Origin of the sequence: Xanthomonas hyacinthi, from assembly GCF_009769165.1 — a bacterium.
Lineage (GTDB): Bacteria > Pseudomonadota > Gammaproteobacteria > Xanthomonadales > Xanthomonadaceae > Xanthomonas_A > Xanthomonas_A hyacinthi.
The window spans coordinates 2,368,088-2,394,062 of sequence record NZ_CP043476.1; the positions used below are offsets into that span (position 1 = coordinate 2,368,088).

General features: G+C 69.5%; 22 protein-coding genes and 3 pseudogenes. 16 read left to right on the plus strand and 9 right to left on the minus strand.

What is annotated here, in order from left to right:
* Nucleotides 1–117 precede the first annotated feature (117 nt).
* The 5 genes and pseudogenes from FZ025_RS10570 to amaB all read right to left on the minus strand — a co-directional run bounded on the left by FZ025_RS10570 (nucleotide 118) and on the right by amaB (nucleotide 9,292).
* Nucleotides 118–1,236 carry a YkvI family membrane protein gene (locus FZ025_RS10570; protein ID WP_146093541.1) on the minus strand — a complete coding sequence of 373 codons (1,119 nt, stop codon included), beginning with the start codon at nucleotides 1,234–1,236 and terminating at the stop codon, nucleotides 118–120.
* Nucleotides 1,237–1,702: 466 nt separating this feature from the next.
* Nucleotides 1,703–4,054, minus strand: coding sequence for a TonB-dependent receptor (locus FZ025_RS10575; RefSeq protein WP_046977425.1), 2,352 nt, complete (start codon nucleotides 4,052–4,054; stop codon nucleotides 1,703–1,705).
* A gap of 171 nt (nucleotides 4,055–4,225) precedes the next feature.
* A complete protein-coding gene (locus tag FZ025_RS10580; RefSeq protein ID WP_053057110.1) occupies nucleotides 4,226–5,770 on the minus strand; it encodes an alpha/beta hydrolase in 1,545 nt (514 codons plus the stop codon).
* Between the two features lie 102 nt (nucleotides 5,771–5,872).
* A complete protein-coding gene (locus FZ025_RS10585) occupies nucleotides 5,873–7,423 on the minus strand; it encodes an N-acyl-D-amino-acid deacylase family protein (protein ID WP_046977437.1) in 1,551 nt (516 codons plus the stop codon).
* Between the two features lie 412 nt (nucleotides 7,424–7,835).
* Nucleotides 7,836–9,292, minus strand: a pseudogene (amaB, locus tag FZ025_RS10590) (L-piperidine-6-carboxylate dehydrogenase).
* A 178-nt stretch (nucleotides 9,293–9,470) separates the two neighbouring features.
* On the opposite strand from amaB, the gene FZ025_RS10595 reads away from it, so the two are divergent.
* The 7 genes from FZ025_RS10595 (at nucleotide 9,471) to FZ025_RS10620 (ending at nucleotide 18,035) form a co-directional block, all read left to right on the plus strand.
* Complete coding sequence (locus FZ025_RS10595; RefSeq protein WP_046977424.1) at nucleotides 9,471–10,391, plus strand: LysR substrate-binding domain-containing protein; 921 nt, start codon at nucleotides 9,471–9,473, stop codon at nucleotides 10,389–10,391.
* 167 nt (nucleotides 10,392–10,558) lie between these two features.
* A complete protein-coding gene (locus tag FZ025_RS10600; protein WP_208803762.1) occupies nucleotides 10,559–11,773 on the plus strand; it encodes a 2-aminoadipate transaminase in 1,215 nt (404 codons plus the stop codon).
* A 4-nt stretch (nucleotides 11,774–11,777) separates the two neighbouring features.
* The gene (gene ydiJ, locus FZ025_RS10605; protein ID WP_046977423.1) at nucleotides 11,778–14,846 is read left to right on the plus strand and encodes a D-2-hydroxyglutarate dehydrogenase YdiJ; all 3,069 of its coding nucleotides are present in this window, start codon (nucleotides 11,778–11,780) and stop codon (nucleotides 14,844–14,846) included.
* An 84-nt stretch (nucleotides 14,847–14,930) separates the two neighbouring features.
* Nucleotides 14,931–15,122 (plus strand): hypothetical protein, encoded by a 192-nt coding sequence (locus FZ025_RS22010; protein WP_146093540.1) that lies wholly within the window; start codon nucleotides 14,931–14,933, stop codon nucleotides 15,120–15,122.
* Nucleotides 15,112–16,518: a 2-oxoadipate dioxygenase/decarboxylase HglS gene (hglS, locus tag FZ025_RS10610; RefSeq protein ID WP_046977422.1), complete on the plus strand. Its 1,407-nt coding sequence runs from the start codon at nucleotides 15,112–15,114 to the stop codon at nucleotides 16,516–16,518. The genes FZ025_RS22010 and hglS overlap by 11 nt, the downstream gene beginning before the upstream one ends.
* A 309-nt stretch (nucleotides 16,519–16,827) precedes the next feature.
* Complete coding sequence (gene xth, locus FZ025_RS10615; protein WP_046977421.1) at nucleotides 16,828–17,607, plus strand: exodeoxyribonuclease III; 780 nt, start codon at nucleotides 16,828–16,830, stop codon at nucleotides 17,605–17,607.
* On the plus strand, nucleotides 17,604–18,035 hold the full coding sequence (locus FZ025_RS10620; RefSeq protein ID WP_046977420.1) for a GFA family protein: 432 nt from the start codon (nucleotides 17,604–17,606) through the stop codon (nucleotides 18,033–18,035). The genes xth and FZ025_RS10620 overlap by 4 nt, the downstream gene beginning before the upstream one ends.
* A gap of 66 nt (nucleotides 18,036–18,101) precedes the next feature.
* Here the strand turns inward: FZ025_RS10620 and FZ025_RS10625 are convergent, their stop codons facing one another.
* Nucleotides 18,102–18,353, minus strand: coding sequence for a GlsB/YeaQ/YmgE family stress response membrane protein (locus FZ025_RS10625; RefSeq protein WP_003466992.1), 252 nt, complete (start codon nucleotides 18,351–18,353; stop codon nucleotides 18,102–18,104).
* A gap of 129 nt (nucleotides 18,354–18,482) precedes the next feature.
* Between FZ025_RS10625 and FZ025_RS10630 the strand changes: the two genes are divergently transcribed.
* The 8 genes from FZ025_RS10630 (at nucleotide 18,483) to FZ025_RS10665 (ending at nucleotide 24,726) form a co-directional block, all read left to right on the plus strand.
* Nucleotides 18,483–19,106 carry a 4'-phosphopantetheinyl transferase family protein gene (locus tag FZ025_RS10630; RefSeq protein WP_244292512.1) on the plus strand — a complete coding sequence of 208 codons (624 nt, stop codon included), beginning with the start codon at nucleotides 18,483–18,485 and terminating at the stop codon, nucleotides 19,104–19,106.
* A 289-nt stretch (nucleotides 19,107–19,395) separates the two neighbouring features.
* On the plus strand, nucleotides 19,396–20,037 hold the full coding sequence (rsmG, locus tag FZ025_RS10635; protein WP_046977419.1) for a 16S rRNA (guanine(527)-N(7))-methyltransferase RsmG: 642 nt from the start codon (nucleotides 19,396–19,398) through the stop codon (nucleotides 20,035–20,037).
* Between the two features lie 97 nt (nucleotides 20,038–20,134).
* The gene (locus FZ025_RS10640; RefSeq protein ID WP_046977418.1) at nucleotides 20,135–20,932 is read left to right on the plus strand and encodes a ParA family protein; all 798 of its coding nucleotides are present in this window, start codon (nucleotides 20,135–20,137) and stop codon (nucleotides 20,930–20,932) included.
* Nucleotides 20,932–21,855, plus strand: coding sequence for a ParB/RepB/Spo0J family partition protein (locus FZ025_RS10645; protein WP_046977417.1), 924 nt, complete (start codon nucleotides 20,932–20,934; stop codon nucleotides 21,853–21,855). Before FZ025_RS10640 ends, FZ025_RS10645 begins: the two co-directional genes overlap by 1 nt.
* Nucleotides 21,856–21,920: 65 nt before the next feature.
* Nucleotides 21,921–22,886 (plus strand): NAD-dependent epimerase/dehydratase family protein, encoded by a 966-nt coding sequence (locus tag FZ025_RS10650; protein ID WP_046977416.1) that lies wholly within the window; start codon nucleotides 21,921–21,923, stop codon nucleotides 22,884–22,886.
* Between the two features lie 105 nt (nucleotides 22,887–22,991).
* Nucleotides 22,992–23,714, plus strand: coding sequence for a glycosyltransferase family 2 protein (locus tag FZ025_RS10655; protein ID WP_046977415.1), 723 nt, complete (start codon nucleotides 22,992–22,994; stop codon nucleotides 23,712–23,714).
* 1 nt (nucleotide 23,715) lies between these two features.
* The gene (locus tag FZ025_RS10660; RefSeq protein ID WP_046977414.1) at nucleotides 23,716–24,057 is read left to right on the plus strand and encodes a lipid-A-disaccharide synthase N-terminal domain-containing protein; all 342 of its coding nucleotides are present in this window, start codon (nucleotides 23,716–23,718) and stop codon (nucleotides 24,055–24,057) included.
* A 183-nt stretch (nucleotides 24,058–24,240) separates the two neighbouring features.
* Nucleotides 24,241–24,726 carry an REP-associated tyrosine transposase gene (locus FZ025_RS10665; protein WP_046977433.1) on the plus strand — a complete coding sequence of 162 codons (486 nt, stop codon included), beginning with the start codon at nucleotides 24,241–24,243 and terminating at the stop codon, nucleotides 24,724–24,726.
* A 143-nt stretch (nucleotides 24,727–24,869) separates the two neighbouring features.
* Here the strand turns inward: FZ025_RS10665 and FZ025_RS22895 are convergent.
* Nucleotides 24,870–25,040: pseudogene (locus tag FZ025_RS22895) on the minus strand (type VI secretion system-associated FHA domain protein TagH); the annotation flags it as partial.
* Between FZ025_RS22895 and FZ025_RS22375 the strand changes: the two are divergent.
* A complete protein-coding gene (locus FZ025_RS22375) occupies nucleotides 25,014–25,226 on the plus strand; it encodes a hypothetical protein (RefSeq protein ID WP_244292513.1) in 213 nt (70 codons plus the stop codon). The pseudogene FZ025_RS22895 and the gene FZ025_RS22375 sit on opposite strands and share 27 nt — an antisense overlap.
* Here FZ025_RS22375 and FZ025_RS22380 read toward each other — a convergent pair.
* Nucleotides 25,169–25,342 (minus strand): annotated as a pseudogene (locus tag FZ025_RS22380) (contractile injection system protein, VgrG/Pvc8 family); the annotation flags it as partial. The gene FZ025_RS22375 and the pseudogene FZ025_RS22380 sit on opposite strands and share 58 nt — an antisense overlap.
* Before the next feature lie 125 nt (nucleotides 25,343–25,467).
* On the minus strand, nucleotides 25,468–25,914 hold the full coding sequence (locus tag FZ025_RS10680) for a universal stress protein (RefSeq protein ID WP_046977412.1): 447 nt from the start codon (nucleotides 25,912–25,914) through the stop codon (nucleotides 25,468–25,470).
* Nucleotides 25,915–25,975 lie beyond the last annotated feature (61 nt).

Sequence of the window (25,975 nt, forward strand, 5' to 3'; positions counted from 1 at the left end):
CGCCCCGGTATCGCTGGCTGGATCCGCCTGCCGTCGGCGCCTGGGGCCGACGCGATGCCGCTGCGCGGCAGTGCGTCGGCGGCACGCGCGCGCTGCATGGATGCTGCCGCCGCTGGCCTATGGCTGCCGCGTCGCCACGTCCGGCGGCGGCGTCTGTCGCCGCAGCGCCAACCACAGGCCGCGCGTCAGCAGCGGCAACAGGAACACCAGCAGAAAGTAGGCAGAGCTGTAGCGGTAACCGTGTGCGATCAGGTCGACCAGGCCGATCCGCGCGGCGACGCCGACCGACAGCGCCATCGCGACGAACGCCACCGCCGGGCGCAACCCGTCGGGCATGGCCGATCCGCGGTCCCGATAGCCGCGCGCGATGCGCTCGTTCAGGCCGTGCAGCAGGCCGGCGCCGGTCTTGATCATCGCGCCCAGGATCACCAGCTTGACGAACGCACCCAGCAACGGCGTATGCAGCTGGTGCAGCACCACCGTCACCGGCAAGGGCGCGTCCAGCACCTGAGCGCGGAACGCGGCCAGCACCAGCAGGAAGGCGAATCCCGGCAGCAGGATCAGCGGTCCGGCCAGGGCACCGGACCACAACGCTTCGCGACGGCTGCGGAAGTTGCGCGCGACGAAGATCAGCACCGGCAGCACCGCGATGTTGTAGCCGGTATAGCTGGTACCCTCGCGCAGCGCGACGCCCAGGTCGGCCGGCGATGCCGCCAGCTCGGCCGACAACGCAGCGCTGTGGTGCATGATCACGGTGACGAACAGCGCGCCGTAGGTGGCATAGAACAGCAACGACCACCACGAGATCACCCGCTCCACGATCCGATTGCCGAAGAACACCAGCATGGCGACGACGGCCATGAACGCCACCGCGTTGGGCAGTTCGGGCGTTCCCAGGACTTCGGCGACCAGCTTGGCCGCCGCCGCCGAGACGATCGACAGCACCAGCACCAGCGAGGCGACGTAACCGAGCTCGAACAGCACGGCAAACCGTCCCATGTAGGCCTGGCAAAAGCTGCGGTAGTCGAAGGCCTGATACCGCCGCGCCACTTCGAAAGCGGTCGCGGTGCCGATGCTGAACAGCAGTGCCGTCCAGGCCAGGCCCAGCAGACCGGTGGCGGCGCCGTGCGCCAGAAAGAACTCCACCAACTCGCGGCCGGAGGCATACCCGCCGCCGACGATCACCGCCTGTACCACCAGACCCGGGACGAGATAGCGTTCCAGCCACTGCTTCATCTGCATCACTCCTGCGCATGTTTCGACGGCCGTACAGGCACCAGGATCGGTGAGCGAACACTGATGCGCACGGTGGATGGGCGCGGCCTGGCCGAAGCGCCATGTTCGCATCCGGGGCTTCGGGCGTAACGCCGCACGGGGCGTGCGCCCGAGGCGGCGCGCTTGGATGGCCTGCATGCCCCGGGCGCCAGGAACGAGATCGCGGGATGCTGCGAGGGCCCCGGGCTCGCCTGAGGGCATGCGGGGTCGCCTGCCGGAGCGCCCGCGCCACGCCGCGGCGTGGGCGGCAAGGGCCAAGGGCGGCGGCCACTGCCGAAGTCTCGCGCCCGGGGCAGGCGATTGCGCGAACGCGGTTGCGCCGCCATCGCCCGTGCCCCGGCCTCGGTCGGGCGGCGGTGGCGGCGTCCTTCGCCGCCGGCGCAGCGGAGGCGCGGTCCGCTGCGCCGGTCGCCGATCCGGCGCATCGTCAGCGCTCGAACTGATAGCTGAAGCGCATGCCGTAGGTGCGAGGAGTCGTATAGACCATGCGACCGCGGTAGCCGACGCTGACCCAGCCGATGGAGGTGTAGTACGCCTCGTCGAGCAGGTTCTCCGCATATAGCTGCAGCGACCAGCGGCGATCGCTCGGACCGAACGTGGCGCTCGCATCGACGGTCTTGAAGGATGGCAAGTAGTACGCCGGGTCCTTCAGTACGCCCTGCCAGTACATGTCGTCCTGCCACGTGTAGTCCAGGCGCAGGCGCGCCTCGTGCCCGCCGCGTAGCGGATGGCTGTACTCGAGCGAGGCATTGGCGGTCCAAGGCCGCACGTTGGGGATGGGCTTGTCGCGGTACTCCACGCCGTCGAGCACCACCTGCTTGATCTTCGCATCGGTGTAGCCCACGCCCGCGCTGAGTTGCAGGCGGTCTGTCAACAGCGCCTCTCCCTCCAGCTCGAAGCCACGGGTGCGCGCTGAACCGGCGTTAATGTCGTAGCTGATGTCGAACGGGTACGGATTGTTCTCCGGCAGTACCAGGGTCTGCACCTGCAGGTCGGTGTAGACCATGTTGAACGCTGCGGCGCCGAGCGAGATCCGGTTGTCCCAGAAGCGGCCCTTGAAGCCGATCTCGTAGTTCTTCACATACTCCGGATCCACGTGCGAGGGCGCGCCCAGATCCTTGGCCTGGGTGCTGTTGGCATAGCCGGCGCGGTAGCCGGTGGAATACTGCGCATAGACGGTGGCGCGCGCGCCTATGTCGTAGTTGAGCGCGATGCGCGGCGAGAACTCGCGCAGGGTCGCCTCGGGCGACATCTCCGGCGACGACGCCACGGATAGCGCGGTATTGCCGATGTCGTAGACGTAGTCGTCACCGTAGCGGGTCTTTTCCACGCTATAGCGGCCGCCGGCGGAAAGATGCCAGCGCTCGCCGAAGTCCCAGTACAGATTGCCGTACAGACCCATGCTCTTCATGCGGTCCTCGCTGACGCCGAGGTAGGCCGGCACATAGGCGCCGCCCACAGTGGGATTGGTGCCCAGCACCGCCCACTCGCCGATCGAATCGTTCTGGTGCGACTTGCGGCGCTCGTCCATTATGCTCACTCCGCCGACCCAGTTGAGCGGGCCGTCGTAGCGCGAGCTGACGCGCAGGTCCAGCGAGTGGGTGCGCACCTTGCGCGTGCTTTCGCTCATCCACCAGGCGTACTCGGTCTGGTCGTAGTCCTCGCGGTGATGGATCTGGTAGTCGAAGTAGCCATAGATCAGGTCGAAGCGGTGGCTGTTGCCCTCGTATCCGAGTTTGAACGAGCCGATCCAGTCTTCGACGTCGGCGATCTCGTCGACGTCCTTGCTGACTTTGCCGCCGTTGTTGCCGACCTTGGAGAACAGGTCGATCGGGCTGGGATAGCTGCCGCCCCAGGCGGTCAGTTCGCCGAGCATGCTTTCTCGCGTCGCGTCGTCGGTGAAGTCGCCGGTGATCCAGTTCTCCATGCCGTGGTCCTGCTTCTCGTAGCCCAGGCTTGCGTTCACGGTGAAGCGTTCGGTGGGGTTCCATTTCAGCGCGGCGCGGGCGCCGGTGTTGTCGTAACCCGATCCGCCGCCGGAGGGCCCGACGTTCTCGATCGCGCCATCGCTGTGCTCGGCATAGGCCACGGTACGCAACGCCATGTCCGGACCCAGCGGCAGATTGGCCACGCCCTGGGCCCGGCGCGTATCGAAACGGCTGTAGTCCAGCGTTCCCTTGAGCAGCACGTGATCCGGATCCGGTTGCGCGCTGACGATGTTGATCGAGCCGCCCAGGGAGTTGCGGCCGCTGAGCGTGCCCTGCGGGCCGCGCAGCACCTCGATGCGTTCGATGTCGATCAGCTTGGAGGAGAGGATCGCGTTGGAATTGATCGCGCCGTAGCCGACGTCGTCGACGCTGACCGAGATCACTTCGTACTTGCCGCCGGAGAACTTGCTGATGCCGCGAAAAGACACCGTCTTTCCATAGAACGCGCCGGAGTTCACGAAGGTCGCGTTGGGCACCGAGAAGATATAGTCCTCGACCTCGTTGATGCGCCGCGCCTCCAATTCCTCGGCACCAATGGCGGTGATGCTGATCGGCACTTCCATGATCGACTGGGTGCGCATCTGCGCGGTGACCACCACGCTATCCAGTTCGGTGGGCTTGGACGGATGCTCTGCGGACCGGTCCTCGGTCGCTGCGTCTGCGGTGGCCTGGGTCTGCTGCGCCTGCGCCGCCGCGCAGGCCAGCGCCAGGGACAGCAGCGTGGCGGGAGGGAGAATATGGCCTTGGCGACAGCGTGGGAAAACGCGGCAACACGATGACGCGTGCGACATGGAAATCCCCTTTCGTGGCTGGATCGATCGGTCTGGATACGATGAGCCACACGTCCTGGTTTCGGCCCAGTTGCAGGCTAGGGTCCTGTTGTCATCGCACGCTTTGCGTCCCGGCGGAGCCAGTTTGCATTTCGGCCGCCATGTGTCGGTCCTCGCGCCGGCGCGCAGGAGTCACCGTGGCTGCGCGCCCGCGCGCGCCTGCCACCACCTGCGCACGCTGGAGGCATCGTGTGGCCGCAAGGCCGATTGTCGTGCGAACACGCGGCCGGGATAGCCGTTGTCCTGGCCCTTGAGCGCATGGTCGAGAAACGCCAAGACCAGGTCGTTGGTCGCAGCGACTCCGGTCTCGCCGTCCTGCTCGCCGTATATCCTGCCGCGCACCGGCATGCGCGCCGACAGCGGCAGATCGGTCAGGCCCAGGTGGCGTTCGCCGACCACCCGCACCCGCACCACGTCCGCACGCTCGCCGATACGGTCCCAGCGCTCATAGGCGTAGTCCATGATGGTCGAATGCGGCACGCCGGTACCGGCCCCGAACAGCGGATACCGCTCGAAGTCCGAGTGCAGCAACAGCAACGGCACGCGGATGTCGGCATCCCACAGCGACCAGTCGAATTCTTCGCCGTCCATGTTGACCGCGGCCACGCAGCGGCGATCGTGGTGACAGGCCGAGGCCGACGTGGTGCCGCCGAAGGACATGCCCGCGAACGCCAGCCGCGACAGATCGGCCGCATCGCCCAGCGCCGCCACGGCTGCGGGCAGCCGCCGCTGCTGCAGCGTGTCGACCAGAAAGCCGATGTCCGCGCGCCAAGCGTTGAAGCTGCGCATCACCCGATGGTGGTCGAAGTCGTGGTGGTAGCGGGCCATCGCCGCGTAGTGGGCGTCGTGGCTGTGCGCCTTCCAGAAGGCCAGCATGCCCGCGGTGGGCACCGTGGCCGCGGCCTTGGCCGGACTAGTCGGGATGCGCGTGCCGTCGGCGAAGGTGTATGCGCCCGCGTCGTAGGGGTGGCCGATGCTGAAGACCAGGTAGCCGTGGCTAGCCAGGCGTTCCATCAATGCGGTGTTCTGCCCAGGCCAGCCCCAGTAGCCGTGATTGAAGACGACCACCGGCCAGCGCGACTGTGCGGTGGACAACGGCGCATCGGGGCGCGAATGCGTGGGGACTTGGCGCAGGTGGTCGAACGCGAAACCGTACATGCCCCAGTTGCGCGCCACCGAGCGCGCCAGTTCGCGCTCGTCGCCGGTGAAGTAGTTCCTTGGCCGTTCGCCGCCGGCGGTGGCCGGATACCATGCCCATACCACGATCCGGCGCGCTGCCTGCGGCGGATCCTCCATGACCCCCAGGCGCGAACGGTCGGTCAGCTCGAAGTGGCGGGTGCCTACCGCATACGGGCCGTCCGGCGACGGCAGGGCGAACAGCGGGCAAAGCCACAGCGCCAGCGCGGACGCCATCAGCGCCGTCGCGCCGGTTGCGCCCAGCAGCCGGCCGAGCACGCGCTGCCAGCGTCGATCCCGCAGCAGGAACGGCGCGGCCAGCAGCGGTGCCGCCAGCAGCGCCGGCCACATCTGCCAGCGGCCGTGCCACAGCGCGTACGCCGCGCTCGCCAGCGCACCGCCCAGCAGCCACAGCGCTGACTTCCTGCGCGGGCTGCGCATCCACCATAGCGCCACGGCGACGCTTGCAAGCAGCAAGGCCAGTGCTTCGGAAATCAGCATGAGCGGTTCCTTGGGATCGCGGCAGAGCCTGGGACAGGCGGACCACGGTGGTTATGAGCGTTGCCGGCACCATACGCTTGGCGCGCGATCGCCATCGGCGGTTCAGTGCGCGGCAACGGCGGTGAAGGGTGCATCGCCCTGGCGACGCACTACCTGGCCGGGACGCGCAGGCAATGCGTGGCCGGCGGCGAATACCGTCTGGCCGGCGACCCAGACCTGCGCGATACCCACCGACTGCGCTGCGGGATTCTCGAGCGTGGCGCGGTCGGCTACGGTGTCCGGATCGAACAGCACCAAGTCGGCCCAGGCGCCGGGACGGATGACCCCGCGGTCGGTGATGCCTAGGTGCGCGGCCGCCAGCCCGGTCATGCGGTGCACCGCCTGCTCCAGCGACAGCACGCCGCGCTCGCGGACATAGCGCCCCAAGACGCGGGTGAACGTGCCGTGCCCGCGCGGATGGCCCAACTCGAAGCCGTCCGAACACACATTGCTGTGCGGCCAGCGCAGGAACGTGGCGACGTCGTCCTCGCTCATGCTGGTGCCGATCACGGCCTCGACCTTGCCCAGCTCAAGCTCGCTGGCGTGCGTGCGCTCATAGGCGGCCAAGGTCTTCTCCATGCCGATGTAGGCGGTGACGGGATCCTGTCCGCGCGCCTGCGCGATCTGCGCGATGCTGCGGCCCTGCAGCGAAGGATCCGGCCTGAACAACGCGACGCGGAGTTCCTCCGGTGGCGTGGACTCGGCGAAATTGAACGCCAGGCCCCGGCGGTCGTCGTAGTCCTTGTTGGGAAACATGATGCGCATCGTCGTTTGCCAGTACGTGTAGGGATACACGTCGGCGCTGAGGTCGATGCCTTCGGCGCGCGCCTGGTCGAGCTTGCGCAAGATCGCGTCCGCCTGTCCCCAGCGCTTGCGCACGGCGATCTTGAGGTGGGAAATCTGCACCGGCATGCCGGTGCGGCGGCCGACCAGGATCGCCTCGTCGATCGCGCTGTCCAGCTCGAACGCCTCGTTGCGCACGTGGCTGATGTAGCGACCGCCGCGGCGTGCGGCCACCTGCGCCAGCGCCACGACCTCCTCGGTGGTGGAAAAGGCGCCGGGCTCGTACATCAGCCCAGTGGACAGGCCGAACGCACCGGCTTCCATGTCGGCCTCGAGCAGGCGGCTCATACCGGCGATCTCGCGTTCGCTGGCCGGACGCCGCGCGTCGGTGCCCAGCACCTGCGCGCGCAGCGTATTGTGCCCGGAGTAGCTGCCGAGGTTGACCGCCAGCGGGTTGGCCTGCAGCCGCTCGAAGAGGCTCGCCAGAGGCGTCTGCGAAAACCCGTCCTGGCCCACGATCAGGGTGGTGACGCCCTGGCTGGTCACCGTCGCCATGTCCGGCCGCTCGAACATGCCGGCATCGTGGTGGCTGTGGGTGTCGATGAAGCCTGGCGCCAGCACTAGGCCCCGGCCGTCCACGCGCGGCTCGCCGGGCGCGGGCCGCAGCCGGCCCACCGCCACGATCCTGCCGTCGGCGATCCGCACCGCGCCCGCATAGGCCGGTGCGCCTGTGCCGTCGACGATCATCACGCGGTCGATCACGGTGGTGGCGGCGCACGCGGTAGCGGCCGGCAGTAGCGGCAGCAGCGCCATCGGCAGGCAGCGAAGCATGCGCGGGATCTTCGGCTCCAGGCATCGGCGGATTCGCGCCAGGCCCCCGACTCCGCCATCGCCAGGGCGCGGGCGATGGCGGGGCGCATGAGCACGGCAAGTCACGACCCGTGGCCACGCGCAGGGTCCGGCATCGGTGGCGGTACTTGCCGCCGGAAGCGCGTCCATCGCGCCTGCGATCTCCATCAGCGCTTCGCCCCGCGCCGGCGCAACGAAGGCCGCCATCAGTGGCGGACTCGGACCGGCGGCCGGGAGCGGGAACATGGGTGCGGCATGGTCCGACCTCTCTTGCGTGCTCTGGATCGGCTCACGCTATGCGCCGCGCCGCGTCCGATACTTTGCAAAGCGGGCCCTCCCTTTAGCATGGAGGGCGTCGCGCCCCGCGCGTGCGGGACGTTGCGCATGCACGGCGTCAGCCGAAGACGAGGCCCTGGGCCAGCGGCAGTTCGCGCGAGTAGTTGACGGTCGTGGTCTGCCGACGCATGTAGGCCCGCCAGGCGTCGGAGCCCGACTCGCGGCCGCCGCCGGTTTCCTTCTCGCCGCCGAACGCGCCGCCGATTTCCGCGCCGCTGGTGCCGATGTTGACGTTGGCCAGGCCGCAGTCGCTGCCCGAGGCGCTCTGGAAGCGCTCGGCCTCGCGCACGTCGTTGGTGAACACGCATGACGCCAATCCCTGCGGCACCGCGTTGTTGAGCTGTAGCGCCTCGTCGAAATCGTCGTAGGTCAGCACGTACAGGATCGGGGCGAAGGTCTCTTGCTGCACCACCGCGGTCTGCGCCGGCATCTCCACGATCGCCGGGGCCACGTAATAGGCCTGCGGCCAGACGTCCTGCAACGTGCGTTCGCCGCCGAAGACGATGCCCCCCTCGCCGCGCGCCCGCTCCAGCGCCTGGCGCATGGCGTCGAACGCCTGGCGGTCGATCAGCGGGCCCACCAGATGGTCCTCGCGCGGATCGCCGATGCGCACGGCCGCGTACGCGGCCTTGAGCCGGGCAAGCACCGCGTCCCGCACCGAGCGATGCACGATCAGGCGGCGCAGGCTCGTGCATCGCTGGCCCGCGGTGCCCACCGCCGCGAACAGAATGCCGCGCAACGCTAGTTCCAGATCGGCGCTGGGGGCGAGGATCATGGCGTTGTTGCCGCCCAGCTCCAGCAGGCTGCGCCCGAAGCGCGCCGCGACCCGGGGACCGATCTCGCGGCCCATGCGGGTGCTGCCGGTGGCGCTGACCAGCGGCACGCGGATGTCGCTCGCCAGCGCCTCGCCGACCCGGCGATCGCCGATCACCACTTCGCTCAGGCCTTCCGGCGCCTGACCGAAGCGTTGCAGCGCGCGCCGTAACAAGGCCTGGCAGGCAAACGCGGTGAGCGGGGTCTTTTCCGAGGGTTTCCATACCACCGCATTGCCGCAGACCAGGGCCAGGGCCGCGTTCCAGGCCCAGACCGCGGCCGGAAAGTTGAAAGCGCTGATCACGCCGATCACGCCCAGCGGATGCCAGGTCTCGCGCATGTGATGGCCCGGGCGCTCGGATGCGATGGTCAGCCCATGCAGCTGGCGCGACAGCCCGACGGCGAAGTCGCAGATGTCGATCATCTCCTGCACCTCGCCCAGGCCCTCCTGGACAATCTTTCCGGCCTCAATGGTAATCAGCGCGCCCAGATCGCGTTTATGTTCGCGCAGGACCTGGCCGTAGAGGCGGACCAGCTCCCCGCGCCGCGGCGCGGGCACCTCGCGCCAGAGCAGGAAGGCCTGGTGCGCGGCGCCGACCTTCGCGGCGACGGCGTCCGAGTCCTGCAGCGCGACCCTGGCGAGCGGAGCGCCGTCGATGGGGCTGTGGACCGGATGGTTCCCGTCGCTGCGGTGCGCTGCATCCACGCCCAGCTTGGCCAGCAATCCGTCGATCGAACCAAGATTTCCCATGTCCGAAGGCAACTCGCAGAGGTCGATGTAGCGGCAGTGTCGATCCGGATTCGCACCATCACAAGCGACCTTTCCGCAACCATCCATTCCTGGCGGGAATAATGGCTTCCGATCCAGCGGTGAAACACCATGTCCAGAAGACTGCTTCCCACGCTCGCCTCGCTCCAGTGCTTCGAAGCATCGGCCAGGTACTTGAGCTTCACCCGCGCGGCGCAGGAACTGCATCTGACCCAGAGCGCGGTGAGCAAGCAGGTCGCGCAGCTGGAGGAGATGCTCCGGCACGCGCTGTTCCATCGTCTGCGCCGTCGGCTGAAGCTGACGGCGGCGGGCGAGCTATACCTGACCGAGGTCAACAGGATCCTCTGTCAGGTCGACATGTCCAGCCGCTACATCCTGTCTTACGGCGGCGAGACGCAGGTACTCAAGGTCGCCGCTCAGCCGACCTTCGGCGCGCGCTGGCTGATCCCGTGCCTGAAGGGATTTTCCCGGCGCCACCCGACGCTCCACCTGGACTTGCGCAGCGAACTGGAGCCGTTCGACCTGCTCCAGGCCAAGGCCGACGTGGCGTTCTTCTACGGCAGGGGCTCGTGGCCGGGAGCCACCTGCATCGAACTGTTCGGCGAGGAAATGGTGCCGGTGTGCACGCCGGACATCCTCCCCGCGCGGCGCCTGTCGAGTGCCGCCGAACTGGCCGACCTGGTGCTGCTGCAATGCGCCTCGCGCCCCGAAGCATGGCACGAATGGTTCGCGGCGCAGTCGCTCGACACCGCCAACAGCTATCACGGCCCGCGCTTCGACACCTTCCACATGTGCATCCGCGCCGCGCAGGCCGGCTGCGGCGTGGCGCTGGTGCCGCGCTTGCTGGTCGAGGAGGAACTGGCCGACGGCAAGCTGGCGATCCCGTGGCACTACCGCATGCCCAGCGACGGCGCCTACTTCCTCGCCTACGCCGAACACGCCATCGACATCCCGCGGGTCAGGAGCCTGGTGGAGTGGGTGCTCGAGAAGGCCGCAGCGACGCGCGCCGCCGATCCCGAACGGCAGGAATGACTGCGCGACTTATTTTCGCTTGCGGTCCGGGCGGGTGCTTCGCTGTGATGGAAGCCAATCCAACGCGGGATATCCGATGTCGCACGCCACGATCGCTCCGCCCGCTTGCCCAACGCCCCCCCCTCCCGCCGCCGGGCCTGGGCCCTGTCGGCGCGGCGCTGGCGACCGTGCACCCGATCGTGCTCAGCCACGGTCGCAACGCGCTGGTCTGGGACAGCGCAGGCCGCGAGTACATCGATTTCGTCGGTGGCATCGGCGTGCTCAATCTCGGACACTGCCACCCGGCGGTGGTCGCCGCGGTCGCCGGCCAGGCGCAGCGCCTGATCCATTCGGCCTACAACGCCGTTCCGCACCAGGGCTACGGCGAACTGATGGAGGCGCTGGCCGACTTCGTCGCGGTCGGCTACCCGCTGGCGGGGATGCTCACCAACAGTGGAGCGGAGGCGGTGGAGAACGCGCTCAAGATCGTTCGCGCCGCGACCGGTCGCAGTGCGGTGATCGCGTTCGACGGCGGTTTCCACGGCCGCACCCTGGCGGCGTTGAACCTCAACGGGAAGGTGGTCCCGTACAAGCAGGGCGTCGGTCCGCTGCCCGGGCCGGTCTACCACGTTCCGTATCCCAGCCAGGACACGGGCGTGGACGCGCAGACCGCGTTCGCGGCGATCGCGCGGCTGTTGGAGGTCGAGATCGACGCCGGCGAGGTGGGGTGCTTCGTGGTCGAGCCGATCCTGGGCGATGGCGGCTTCCAGGCCCTCGATCCCGCATTCGCGTGCCGCCTGCGCAGCTTCTGCGACGAGCGCGGCATCGTGCTGGTCGTCGACGAGATACAGTCGGGCTTCGGCCGCACCGGTCGTCGGTTCGCCTTTCACCGCCTGGGCATCGAGCCCGACCTGCTGCTGCTCGGCAAGAGCATCGCCGGCGGCCTGCCTCTCGGCGCCGTGGTCGGGCGGCGGGAGCTGCTCGACAGCCTGCCCCAGGGAGGCCTCGGCGGCACCTATTCCGGCAATCCGCTGGCCTGCGCGGCGGCCCTGGCCAGCTTGCGCATCATGACCGACGCCAATCTGGCCGCCTGGGGCCAGGCCCAGGAACACGCCGTATTGCGACGCCATGCGCACTGGCGCCGGCGGGCGCTGTCGCCGTGCCTGGGCAGGCTCACCGGCGTGGGCGCGATGCGCGGCATCGAGCTGACCGATCCGCAGGGCGCGCCGGGAACCTGGCAGCTCGCCACGTTGCTGCAACGCGCCCGCGATCGGGGACTGCTGCTGATGCCGAGCGGCAGGCACCGCCACATTGTTCGCCTGCTGGCACCGCTCACCATCGAGCCGGAGCTGTTCGAGCGCGGCCTGGACATCATCGAGTCCTGTCTGGCGGACCTCGGCTGACGCCATGATCGGCCGGATCGAGCCACAGACGGCCACCGCCACGCGCTATCGCGTTTTCCTGCATGCGTTGCGACGGCGCGGCTTCCAGGGTGACATCGCCCTCGACCACGGCAGCCGCACGGTACTGTCGACCGACAACTCGATCTACCAGCGGATGCCGCAGGCGGTGCTGTTCCCACGGCACGCGCAGGACGTGCAACGCATCGCCGTCCTTGCGGACGAACCGGAGCACCAGCGCGTGGTGCTGGCGCCGCGCGGCGGCGGAACGGGAACCAATGGCCAATCGCTGACCGACGGCCTGGTCGTCGACCTGTCGCGACACATGAACGCCATCGTCGAGATCGACGCGCGGCGACGCCGGGTGCGAGTGCAGCCGGGCGTGGTGAAGGATCAGCTCAACGCGGCGCTGAAAGAGCACGGCCTGTTCTTCGCGCCGGAACTGTCCACTTCCAACCGCGCCACCATCGGCGGCATGATCGGCACCGACGCCAGCGGACAAGGCAGCTGCGTCTACGGCAAGACCCGCGACCATGTGCTTTCCCTGGACACCGTGCTGCTCGGCGGCGAGTTGCTGTCCACCGCGCCGCTGTCCGCAGCGGCGCTGCAGCGCCGGCTGGTGGCGCCCGGCCGGAGCGGGGCGGTCCACCGCGCCGCGGTCGAGGTGCAGCGACGCTATGCGGACGCGATCCGATGCCGCTTCCCCAGGCTCAATCGTTGCCTGACCGGCTACGACCTGGCGCATCTGCGCGATGCCGACGGCCGTTTCGATCTCACCAGCCTGCTCTGCGGCGCGGAGGGCACGCTGGGCTTCAGCGTCGAGGCCACCTTGAACGTCCTGCCCATCCCCGCGCACTCGGCGCTGGTCAACATCTCCTATGCCGGCTTCATGGACGCGCTGCATGACGCCCGTGCGCTGATGGTGATGGCGCCGCTGTCGATCGAGACGGTGGACTCGACGGTGCTCGGCCTGGCGATGCAGGACATCGTCTGGCACCGGGCGGCCGACTACTTCCCCACCGATCCGGCGACACCGACGCTGGGCATCAACCTGGTGGAATTCAGCGGCGACGATCTCGACGATCTCGACGATCTCGACGATCTCGACGCGCTGGACGCGCGGGTCGCGGCGTTCGTCGCCCACCTTCGGCACGACACCGGCGTGCGGCGCCTGGGCCACACGATCGCCCGCGGCGCGGTGCAGGTGAGTCGGGTGTACGCGATGCGCAAGCGCGCGGTCGGCCTGCTCGGCAACGTGCAGGGCGAGGCCCGGCCGCAGCCGTTCGTCGAGGACGCCGCGGTGCCGCCCGAGTCGTTGCCCGCGTTCATCGCCGAGTTTCGCGCGCTGCTCGACGGCCACGGACTGCGGTACGGCATGTTCGGTCACGTCGACGCCGGCGTGCTGCACGTGCGCCCTGCCCTGGACATGAAGGATCCCGCGCAGGCGGCGTTGGTGCGCCCGATCAGCGATGCCGTCGCACGCCTGGCGCAAAAGTACGGCGGCCTGCTCTGGGGTGAGCATGGCAAGGGTCTGCGTTCGGGGTACGCGCCGCGCGTCTTCGCCGAGCTGTACCCGGCCCTGCAGGCGATCAAGGCCGCGTTCGATCCGCGCAACCAGCTCAACCCGGGCAAGATCGCCACCCCGGCCGGCAGTGCCGACTCGCTGCTGCGCATCGACGGCGTCGCCATGCGCGGGGAACTGGACCGGCGGATCGACGCGCGGGTCTGGCGCAGCTATGCGCCGGCCATGCACTGCAACGGCAACGGCGCCTGCTACGACCAAGATCCGGACGACGCGATGTGCCCGTCCTGGAAGGCCAGCCGCGACCGCAACCAATCGCCCAAGGGCCGCGCCTCGCTGATCCGCGAGTGGTTGCGGCTGCAGGGCGAAGCCGGCATCGACGTGCTCGGCGAGGCCGAACGGATCCGCACCGCGGCGCCGGGCGCAGGATTGCTGGGCAAGGCCTGGCGTACCTTGCGCAGGCGGTGCGGCGAAGCGGACTTCTCGCACGAGGTGCATGCGGCGCTGTCCACCTGCCTGGCGTGCAAGTCCTGCGCTGGACAGTGCCCGGTGAGGGTCGACGTGCCCGGGTTCAGGGCGCGCTTCCTGGAGCTGTACCACGGCCGCTACCTGCGCCCGCTGCGCGACTACCTGATCGGCTCGCTCGAATTCGCCGTGCCCTGGCTGGCGCGGTCGCCGGCCGTATACAACGGCCTGTTGCGCCTGCCGCCGGTGCGCGCCGCGCTCGAGCGCGGGATCGGCCTGGTGGATGCCCCGCCGATCAGTCGCATCGACCTGCAGGCGGTGCTGGCGAGCTGGGACGTCGCCGAAGCTACGCCCGACCGCTTGCGTGCGCTGTCGCAGGAGCGGCGCGCGCGCTGCGTCGTCCTGGTGCAGGACGCGTTCACCCGCTACTTCGACACGCAACTGCTCGCCGACCTGGTCGAGACCTGCTCGCGCCTGGGCTTCCGAGTGCTGCTTGCCCCCTTCCTGCCCAACGGCAAGCCGTTGCACGTGCTGGGCTTCCTCGCCGCCTTCGAGAGGACGGCACGGCGCAACGCCGCCATGCTCGGCCGGCTCGCCGCGTGCGAGGTGAAGTTGGTCGGGCTCGATCCAGCCATGACCCTGGTCTATCGCCAGGAGTACCGCGGGCTGATCGGCGAGGCGGCACCACAGGTCCTGCTGCCGCAGGAATGGCTGCTCGAGGTGCTGTCCCCGACCGCGGCCAAACCGGGCGCGCCTCCCTACTATCTGCTGGGCCACTGCACCGAGCGGACCAACGCGCCATTGGCGATGGGGCAGTGGCGCGAGGCCTTCGGACGGCTCGGGCTGGAGCTGCGGATCCTGGCCTCGGGCTGCTGCGGCATGTCCGGTACCTACGGTCATGAGGCCGCCAATCGCGCTGCCTCCGAGCGCATTTACGACCTGTCCTGGCGCCGACTGATCGACGCGCACGGCGGTGACCGGCGCCTGCTGGCCAGCGGCTACTCCTGTCGCAGCCAGGCCGGGCGTCTCGGTCAGGGCAGGCTCCCGCATCCGCTCCAGGCGTTGCTTGCGCACCTGCGCGGGACATGATCGGAGCGGCTCCGCGCCGCGGGCGACGAGGATGCCGCGAGTGCCCCCCGGCATGCCGGCGTCGGGGGGATCCGGTCCGCCGCCGTGGCCCGGATCGCGGGCGCGCGACGCAGCGTGCCTGCGGACTGCGCGCGCGGATGCCCGGCCGCGGCGCTGTGCGCGGTTGCATCGCAAAAGGAATGGATGGCCGAAGATATGTCGTTTGTCCGGCGCGAATGCCAGGCTCAGAATGCCCGCCAGATCGCCCGCATAAAGAACCGCCCGCATGACCAGTGAGCACGGCTTCGTTGCCCCGGACGACATTCGCGCGCGGTTCTCCCGCGCCATGTCCGAGATGTACCAGGCGGAAGTCCCCCTCTACGGCACCTTGTTGCAACTGGTCGCCGAGGTCAACGTCGACGTCCTGGCCGAGTCGCCCGCGCTGGCCGAGCAACTGGCCGCCACCGGCGAGATCCGACGGCTGGCGATTGAACGCCACGGCGCCATCCGCGTGGGCACCGCCGACGAACTGGCCACGCTGCGCCGCTTGTTCGCGGTCATGGGCATGCAGCCGGTTGGCTATTACGACCTGGGGCCGGCCGGCGTCCCGGTCCACTCCACCGCCTTCCGTGCGATCCACGAGCGCTCGCTGGAGATCAGCCCGTTCCGTATCTTCGCCTCGCTGCTGCGGATGGAGTTGATCGACGACCCGCAGTTGCGCCATCTGGTCGCCGAGACCCTCGCCCGGCGCGACATATTCACCCCGCGGGTGCGCCAACTGATCGATCGCTTCGAGGCCTGCGGCGGGTTGGACGAAGGCGAGGCCGACGAATTCGTGCGCCACGCGCGGGAGACCTTCCGCTGGCACACCCAGGCCAAGGTGACCGCGGCCGCATACCGGCGGCTGCATCACCAGCACCGCCTGATTGCCGACGTGGTCGCTTTCAAGGGGCCGCACATCAACCATCTGACCCCGCGCACTCTGGACATCGACCGGATCCAGGCCGGCATGCCGCAGCGAGGCATCGTCCCCAAGGCCATCGTCGAAGGGCCGCCGCGGCGCGCATGCCCGATCCTGCTGCGCCAGACCAGCTTCAAGGCCCTGAGCGAGGCCATTGCGTTCACCGACCAGGACAGCGCCGAGGGACGCCACACCGCCCGCTTCGGCGAGATCGAGCAGCGCGGCGCCGCGCTGACGCCCAAGGGCCGGGCGCTGTACGACCGGCTGCTGGCCGCCGCGCGGGCGCAGCTCGGGGAAGTCCTCGACGAGCGCAACGCGCAACGCTACCAGGCGCTGCTGGCCGATGGCTTCCAGCAATTCCCGGACAGCTACGAACAGATGCGCCGACAGGGCCTGGCGTATTTCCGCTATTTCCCTACCGGACGAGGTGTTGCGGCGGCCGGCAGCACGACGAGTCCGCCCACCCTGGATGAACTGATCCAGGCGGGGCATATCCGCTTCGAGCCCCTGGTGTATGAGGATTTCCTGCCGGTGAGCGCGGCGGGCATCTTCCAGTCCAATCTTGGCGACGAAGCCAGGGCCGGCTACTGGGTATCGCCCGATCAGGACAACTTCCAGTTGGCGCTGGGGATGCCGGTGCTGAACGAGTTCGCGCTCTACGAAGCCATCGAGGAGCGTTCGATCGACCAGTGCGCCGCGGCGCTGCGCGTGTCCGCGCTGTCGCGCCGATAGCGGCCGAAGTGTCCCGCTCGGGAGCCAGGGCACCGGCATCCGGGCGGCGCCTGCCGGAGTTTCGGTTGCCTGCGGCGACGCGCAGGCAGGCGGTGGACGACGCGGCGATCGTGTCGGCACAGTGCCTGCATGGCGTTGCGGACAGACGTCCGGGACACGCGCAGGTTCCGGAGAACGCGGCATCAAAGCTATAGTCTCGGTAAAGCAACGTCCCGCTCCCGGTGCGCGCAGCGGGGAATGGGCGGTATCGCAGGCCATGTCACCAAGAGTTCGAATGGAAAAAAGCAAATCCAATTGGCCGGATGGCGCATGAAAATCGCCTCCTGGAACGTCAATTCGCTCAACGTGCGCCTGCCACACCTGCAACAGTGGCTGGCGGCATTCGCGCCGGACGTGGTCGGCATCCAGGAAACCAAGCTGGAGGACCACAAGTTCCCGGATGCGGCGCTGGCCGCGGCCGGCTACCGCAGCGTGTTCGCCGGGCAGAAGACCTACAACGGCGTGGCGATCCTGTCGCGCACGCCGCTCAGCGACGTGCAGATCGGCGTGCCCGGCCTGGAGGACGCGCAGCAGCGCGTGATCGCCGCTACCGTCGGCGACCTGCGCATCGTCAACCTGTACGTGGTCAACGGCCAGGACGTGGGCACCGACAAGTACGCCTACAAGCTGCGCTGGCTGGACGCGGTGCACGACTGGCTCGCCGCCGAACTGCGGCGCCATCCGCGCATGGTGGTGCTGGGCGACTTCAACATCGCCCCGGACGCGCGCGACGTGCACGATCCGCTGCTGTGGAGCGACAACCACATCCTCACCTCCAGCGCCGAGCGCGGCGCGCTGCAGCGCCTGCAGGCGCTCGGCCTGCACGACGGCTTGCGCCTGCACCACGACGCCGGCGGCATCTTCAGCTGGTGGGATTACCGCCAGGCCGGCTTCCGCCGCGACCTCGGCCTGCGCATCGACCTGACCCTGGTCTCCGATGCGCTGAAGGCGCACACGCGCGCCGCCGGCATCGACCGCACGCCGCGCGGCTGGGAGCGCCCCAGCGACCATGCGCCGGCCTGGATCGAGCTGGACGAGGCCAAGGCGTGAGCGAACGTCATCCGCGCCGCTGTATCGACAAGGTCGGCGACACCGTCATCGCGCCGCTGCACCGGCTCAGCTGCCACTGCGGCGCGGTGCAGATCGACCTGGAACTGCCGCACGGCATCGTCGATCCGCGCCGCTGCAACTGTTCGCTATGCCGCCGCCGCGGCGCGATCGTCGCCTCGGTGCCGTTGGCCGCACTGCACGTGCGCGAGGGGGCCGACGCGTTGCGCCTGTACCGCTTCAACACCCACACTGCGCAGCACTATTTCTGCGGCGTGTGCGGGATCTATACGCATCACCGGCGCCGCTCCGATCCCAACGAATACGGCTACAACGTCGGCTGCCTGGAAGGTGTGGACCCGTATGCGCTGGCCATCGCGGTGCCGGTCAGCGACGGCGTGCAGCATCCGGCCGACCGCGCCGCCTCGTGAGCGGCGCCGCAAACGCAAACGCCCGGCGGACCGGGCGTTTGCACACACCTGCGGGGGCGTTGGCGCTTAGCGCGCGCGGCCGCGGGTGAACAGGTTGACGATGGCCAGCAGGATCACCGCGCCGATCAACGAGTACAGGAACGTCCACAGCGTGATCGCCTGGTTGATGCCGCCGCCGAACAGCCAGCCGGCGATCAGCGCGCCGACGATGCCGACGACGATATTCAGGATGATGCCCTGCTGTGCGTCACGGCGCATGATGATGCTGGCCAGCCAGCCCACGATGCCGCCGACGATCAACCAGATGATGATGCCCATGGGTAAGACTCCTCGGTTCTGCCCGCACCGGGAGCGGTGTGGCGTGCGCCATTTAAGGAGCGCTGCCGTGAAGCGGCCGTGTACCCAGGCCGGCCTGCCGCCGCGGCCATTGTGCTTTGTGGACGCAGCGTGAGTGCGCCCGTCGACGCGCCGCTGCGTGCGGATCCGCCGGACTGGCGCTTCGGTCCGGTGACGCTGTGGTTGCGCCCGCATCCGCCGCGCACGCCGGGCGAGGCGCAGGCGCGGCGCCTGCTCGCCGCCGAGCTGGCCACGCCGGAGGCGCACTTGCCGCTGCGCCGCGACGAACGCGGGCGGCCATGGCTGCACGCGCCGCTGGCGCACGTCGGCACCGGTTGGAGCCACAGCGGCGACTATCTGCTGGTGGCGATCGGCGCGCATGCGCGGCTGGGCGTGGACATCGAGCGCCAGCGCGCGCGACCGCGGCTGCTGGAACTGGCGCAGCGCTTCTTCCATCCCGACGAGGTCGCGGTGTTGCAGGCGCTGGCCGAGCCGGCGCGCGAGGCGCTGTTCTTCCGCCTGTGGTGCGCCAAGGAAGCGCTGCTGAAGGCGCACGGGCACGGCTTGTCGTTCGGGCTGCACCGGCTGCGCTTCGCCGAGGACGCTGCCGGCGTGCTGCGGCTGGCCTGGTGCGACCCGGCGCTGGGCGTGGCCGCGCGCTGGCAGGTGCACGAATGGGTGCCGGTGCCGGGGTATCGCGCGGCGCTGGCCTGGTATCCGCTGGAGCCGGCGTAGCGCGGCCAGGCCGCGTAGCCAGCCCCTGCAGGAGCGCTTTCGGTGGGAGCGGCTTCAGTCGCGACGGGCATTCCCGGTAAGGCCCGTCGCGACTGAAGCCGCTCCCACAAGATCGCGCCAGCCGCCGGTGCTACGGCTCACGCCTCCACCGCGCCGGCGCGGCCGATGGGCTTTCCTGGATGTCGGACATGCCGCTGCACCACGACTGCCATGAACGACTGCAGATCATCGGCCGCGATGATGTCCGCTACATGGCGGTGACCTTGGCGGCACCTGCGATAATCGGGCGATGAACGACGCCTCCCTTCCCGACTCCGTCCGCGCCGCGCTCGAGCAGGGCCTGCGCGCGCAAGGCCTGGACGCCGCCGCGCTGGCGCCGCCGCTGCTGGCCTACCTGGCGCTGCTGGCGCGCTGGAACCGCACCTACAACCTCACCGCGGTCCGCGACCCGCACGAGATGGTGACCCGGCACCTGCTCGATTCGCTGGCGATGCAGCCGTTCGTGGCGGCAGGCACGCTCGCCGACCTGGGCACCGGCCCGGGGCTGCCCGGGATCCCGCTGGCGATCGCGCGGCCGCAGCTGCGGGTGACCCTGGTCGAGAGCAACGGCAAGAAGGCGCGCTTCCTGCGCGAGGCGGTGCGCCAGCTGCGCCTGGACAATGCGCGCGTGGCCGAATCGCGTGCCGAGGCCGTGGACGAGCCCGGCGCCTACGATTTCCTGACCGCGCGCGCGCTGGACACGCTGGCCGGCATCGTCGCCGTCGGCGGCCACCTGCTGCGCCCGGGCGGGCGGCTGCTGGCGATGAAGGGCGTGCGCCCGGACGCGGAGATCGCCGCGCTGCCGCCGGGCTGGGTGGCGCAGGCGGTGCACCCGCTGCAGGTGCCGGGGCTGGGCGCGGAGCGCCACCTGGTGGTGGTCGAGCGCGGCTGAGCCGCCGCGCGGGGCCGGCGCGCCGACGCCGATTTCCGCCCCGGGGGGGTGTGCCCGCATAATGCCCGGTCATACCCATCGCCGACGAGGCTCCCGCATGGCCCGCATCATCGCCATCGCCAACCAGAAAGGCGGCGTCGGCAAGACCACCACCGCGGTCAACCTGGCGGCGGCGCTCGCGCGCCAGCCGCAGCGCGTGCTGCTGGTGGACCTGGATTCGCAGGGCAACGCGACGATGGGCAGCGGCATCGACAAGCGCGAGCTGGCCGCCTCCACCTGCGACGTGCTGCTGGGCGAAAGCAGCGCCGCGCAGATCCGGGTGACCGCGCCGGAAGGCTTCGACCTGCTGCCGGGCAACATCGACCTCACCGCCGCCGAGATCCAGCTGATGGACCAGCCGGCGCGCGAGCAGCGGCTGAAGACCGCGCTGGCGCCGCTGCGCGCCGAGTACGACTTCATCCTGATCGACTGCCCGCCGGCGCTGTCGCTGCTGACCCTGAACGCGCTGACCGCCGCCGACTCGATCATCGTGCCGATGCAGTGCGAGTACTACGCGCTGGAAGGGCTGACCGCGCTGCTGGAGACCATCGAGGCGCTGCGCGCCAACCTCAATCCGGGGCTGGAGATCGAAGGCGTGCTGCGCACCATGTTCGACGTGCGCAACAACCTGGCCAACGCGGTGTCGGCGGAGCTGACCAACCATTTCGGCGACAAGGTGTTCCGCACCATCGTGCCGCGCAACGTGCGCCTGGCCGAGGCGCCCAGCCACGGCCAGAGCATCGTCGGCTACGACCGCACCTCGCGTGGCGGCGTGGCCTACCTGGGCCTGGCCGGCGAGATCGTGCGCCGTCGCAACGAACGCAACCGGCCCGCCCCGGCCATGGAGAGCTACTGATGAGCGCCAAGCCTCCCGCCCTCGGAGCGAAGAAGCGCGGCCTGGGCCGCGGCCTGGAAGCGCTGCTGGGGCCGAAGGGCGGCGCGCCCGCGCCGGCGCCCGACGCCGCGGCGCAGCCCGGCGAGAGCCTGCGCCAGCTGCCGGTCGGCCAGCTGCAGCCGGGCAAGTACCAGCCGCGCCAGGAGATGGACGAGGGCAAGCTGCAGGAATTGGCCGAGTCGATCAAGGCGCAGGGCGTGATCCAGCCGATCGTGGCGCGCGAACTGGCGCCGGGCAGGTTCGAGATCGTCGCCGGCGAACGCCGCTGGCGCGCCTCGCAGCTGGCCGGGCTGAGCGCCGTGCCGGTGGTGGTGCGCGAACTCGACGACCGCACCGTCATCGCCATGGCGCTGATCGAGAACATCCAGCGCGAGGACCTCAACCCGCTGGAGGAAGCGCAGGCGCTGCAGCGGCTGATCGACGAATTCGCGCTGACCCACGCCGAGGCCGCCGAAGCGGTGGGCCGCTCGCGCGCCGCGGTGTCCAACCTGCTGCGCCTGCTCGAGCTGCCGCCTGCGATCCGCGCGCTGCTCGAGGCCGGGCGCCTGGAGATGGGCCATGCGCGCGCGCTGCTGACCCTGTCGCCGGACCTGGCCAGCCGCCTGGCCGCCGACGCCGCCGACCAGGGCTGGTCGGTGCGCGAGGTCGAGCACCGCGCGCAGCAGTTCGCCGCCGGCAAGGTGCCCAGCAACCGCAAGGCCAAGCCTGGCCGCGTCGCGCCGCAGGCCGACATCGCCTCGCTGGAGACCGAACTGTCCGAATCGCTGGGCACCAAGGTCGCCATCGCCCACGGCCGCGGCGGCAAGGGCAAGCTGGTGATCCACTACACCGACCTGGACACGCTCGACGGCGTGCTGGAGCGGCTGCGCGGCAAGGTCGGCTGAGCCATCGCTGTCGATCCGCGCATGACGTCCGCTCTCGTCCCCGCAATCGCGCAAGGCGCACGCCGATGACGGTGCTGGTCACCGGCGCAGCCGGCTTCGTCGGCGCCTACACCTGCCGTGCGCTGGCCGCGCGCGGCGAGACGGTGGTGGGGCTGGACAACTACAACGACTACTACGACCCGCAGCTCAAGCGCGACCGCGTCGCTGCGCTGTGCCCGCAGGTCGATATCCGCCCGCTCGACCTGACCGACCGCGACGGCCTGACCGCGCTGTTCGACGAGATCTGTCCCGAACGCGTGGTGCATCTGGCCGCGCAGGCGGGCGTGCGCTATTCGTTGCAGAACCCCTACGCCTACGTCGACAGCAACCTGGTCGGTTTCGTCAACGTGCTGGAGCTGTGCCGGCATCGCGGCGTGCAGCACCTGGCCTACGCGTCGAGCAGCTCGGTGTACGGCGATTCGGCGACGCCGCCGTTTTCCGAAGACCAGCGCATCGACCAGCCGCGCTCGCTGTACGCGGCGACCAAGGCCGCCAACGAGCTGATGGCCTACACCTATGCGCAGTTGTACGGCCTGCGCGCCACCGGCCTGCGCTTCTTCACCGTGTACGGCCCGTGGGGCCGGCCGGACATGGCGCCGCTGCTGTTCAGCCGCGCGGTGCTGGCCGGGCGCCCGATCGAGGTGTTCAACCACGGGCGCATGCGCCGCGACTTCACCTTCGTCGCCGACATCGTCGCCGGCGTGCTCGGCGCGCTCGACCACCCGTCCAGCGAGGCCGTGCCGCACCGCGTGTTCAACCTGGGCAACCACACCCCGGTCGAACTGGAGCGCTTCATCGGCGTGATCGAGGCCGCCGCCGGCCGCGCCGCCGAGAAGGTGTACCGGCCGATGCAGCCGGGCGACATGGTCGAGACGATGGCCGATACGGCGCGCGCGCACGCGGCGTTCGGCTTCGATCCGAGCACGCCGATCGAGGTCGGGCTGCCGCAGGTGGTGCAGTGGTGCCGCGATTATTTCGGCGCCGCGGCCTGACACTTCAGCCCTGGGTCACCGGCCCAGGGCACAATGCGCGGTCTTTTTGCGTCGTTGCCGCCGTTTCCCCCTTGCCATTGCATTGCCGTCGAGCCTAGTCGAGCCATGAGCCAGCCTTCCCTTTCCGTCGTCGTCCCGGTGTTCAACGAGCGCGACAACGTGCCGCCGCTGGTCGCCGAGATCAGCGCCGCGCTGCGCGGCGTGACCGACTTCGAGATCGTCTATGTCGACGATCATTCGCGCGACGATACCCTGGCGGTGCTGGACGCGCTGAAGGCGAGCGTGCCGGAGCTGCGGGTGCTGCACCATGTCAGCCAGAGCGGGCAGAGCACCGCAGTGCGCAACGGGGTCAAGGCTGCGCGCGGGACCTGGATCGCCACCCTCGACGGCGACGGCCAGAACGACCCGGCCGACATCCCCAGGCTGCTCGCCGCGCGCGCCGCGGCCGCCGCGCAGGTCAAGCTGTTCGCCGGCTGGCGCGTGTCGCGGCAGGACTCGGGCAGCAAGCGCTGGGCTTCCAAGTGGGCCAACGCGATCCGCGCGCGCATGCTGCGCGACGACACCCCCGACACCGGCTGCGGCATCAAGCTGTTCGAGCGCGAAGCGTTCCTGGACCTGCCGTACTTCGACCACATGCATCGCTACCTGCCGGCGCTGATGCAGCGCGCCGGCTGGCAGACCCTGAGCGTGCCGGTGAACCATCGCCACCGCACCTCGGGCGTGTCCAAGTACAACAACCTCAACCGCGCGCTGGTCGGCATCCGCGACCTGCGCGGCGTGGCCTGGCTGATCGCGCGCAGCCGCCGCACCGTCGTCCAGGAGCGCTGAGATGGAAGCGCACTTCCTCAACGAACCGATCCAGGCGCTGTACTGGACCGGGCTGCACGTCACCGGCTGGAAGCTGATCGGCTACGTCGGCGCGCTGATGTTCGGCGGCCGCTGGCTGGTGCAGTTCGTCGCCTCCAAGCGCGCCGGCAAGCCGGTGATCCCGCGCCTGTTCTGGTACATGAGCGTGGTCGGCAGCCTGATGACGCTGAGCTACTTCCTGTTCTCGGCCAAGCAGGACTCGGTCGGCGTGCTGCAGAACCTGTTCCCCGCCTTCACCGCGGTCTACAGCCTGTACCTGGACATCAAGCACCGCGGCTGGCACCGGGATCGCGCCTCGCATTGAGCACGGGCCGGTAGTCGCTGAGGAAAGACGAAAGCGCCATGGCGTGGCGCTTGTTGTGGGAGGGACTTCAGTCCCGACGCCTTGCAGTTTCCGCCATCGCGCGCTCGTGCTTTTCCCGACACGACGCCAAGACGATCCCCGATAGCGTCGCCATGTCGGTACCGCGAAGCTGGTGCCATGCACATGGAACCCTGCAAAGGCTATCGCGCGCTGCGTACCGGGCGTTGCACCGAAACCGGCCGCATCTACCTGGTGACCACAGTGACCTGCGAACGCCAGCGCCTGTTCGAGGACTGGCGCTGCGCCTGGGCTGCCGCGGCCTGTCTTTCCAACCCGGCTACCTGGGATTGCGCACGGTTGCTGTGCTGGGTACTGATGCCCGATCACTGGCATGGATTGCTCCAACTCGAAGGGGGCGGTGCATTGTCGAGCGTCATGCACAAGGCCAAGGGCAGGGCGGCCAGGGCAGTGAACCTGGCACGTGGCCGCGGCGGGACGGTGTGGATGCCGGGCTTCCACGATCATGCGCTGCGCCACGAGCGAGACATCTTGCCGAGTGCGCGCCATATCGTCGCCAATCCGCTGCGTGCGGGGCTGGTGCGCAGCGTCGCCGAGTATCCGTATTGGGACGCGGCCTGGCTGGGTGCGGCGAAGCGGCAGGCGCGCTGACATCGGAATGCGGACGGCGCAACGGGCGTCGGGTCTGCGCCGGGGGTTCGCTTCTCGGTCCTGCGCCGAATGTGGCGCGGATGCTTTCCTGCTTCGTTCGTCGCGACTGAAGTCGCACACAAGGGGGCATCGCCTGAAGCCAACTAACCCAGCTTCCCCGCGCGCCGCGCCGACTGCAGCCGTACCAGCTGCGCCTCGTAGGCGCGCGCGAACGCATCGCCGAACAGGCGCCGGAAGCATTCGTCCGGATCCGGCGCCGATGCCGCAGGCTCATCGCGCCCCAGCCCTTGCCGGCCCACGACCAGGCCACCCGCACCGGGCACGAGGGCGTGCTGCCGTCGCGCCCGCTGCCATTGGCTGACGCGGTGGTGCCCATCACGTTGGCCTGCCGGCCCGGCGGCACGTCCGCCAGGGTCTCGAAACCGCTGCTGCTGGCATGCGCGCCGAGCGCGTCGGCCAGCACCAGCGTATGCATGGTCTGGCTGTGGCTGAAGAAGTAGAAGTAATGGATGCCTTCCTGCTCGAGCAGGCGGCTGATGAAGTTGAAATCGTCCTCGCGGTACTGCACGCAATCGTCGCGCTTGGGGTAGGTGCCGCTCAGGGAGCTGTGCCGCACCGCGATGGTCGGCGACGCACCGGTGTACGCGCCGGCGGAACCGGCGACGGCGCAATCGGCCAGGACGCAGCCACTGCTCCTGCAAGCGGCAACGCCGCCCGCGCGCGTCCAATGGAACCCTGTCCTCAGCGGATCACCAGCACCGGCACCTGGCTGCGCGCCAGCACCTCGGCGGTCTGGCTGCCGAGCAGCGCCCGGCTCATGCCGCGGCGCCCGTGCGAGGTCATCACGATCAGATCGCTGCGCTGCGACGTGGCGATGTCGATGATGCCCTCGGCCGCGTAGCGATCGAGCACATGGCAGCCATGCGCGATCACCCCGGTGGCCTCGGCAGCGGCCAGCGCCGGCGCCAGGATCTTCTGCGCCCCCTCCTCGCGCTCCTGCCGGTACTCGGGCGTGGCCTCGTAGCCCACGCTCCAGCCCATCGCGTCGTACATGCCCATCGCCCAGGGCTCGGACACAGTGACCACATCCACTTCCGCACCGAGCCTGGCGGCCAGCGCCAGGCCCTGCTGCAGGCCCTTGGCGGACAATTCGGAACCATCGATTGCAATCAGGATGCGCTGGTACATCTGCCTGCTCCGGAAACGCCGCCTGCGGCGGCACGGGCACCATTGCACACCCGGCATAAAC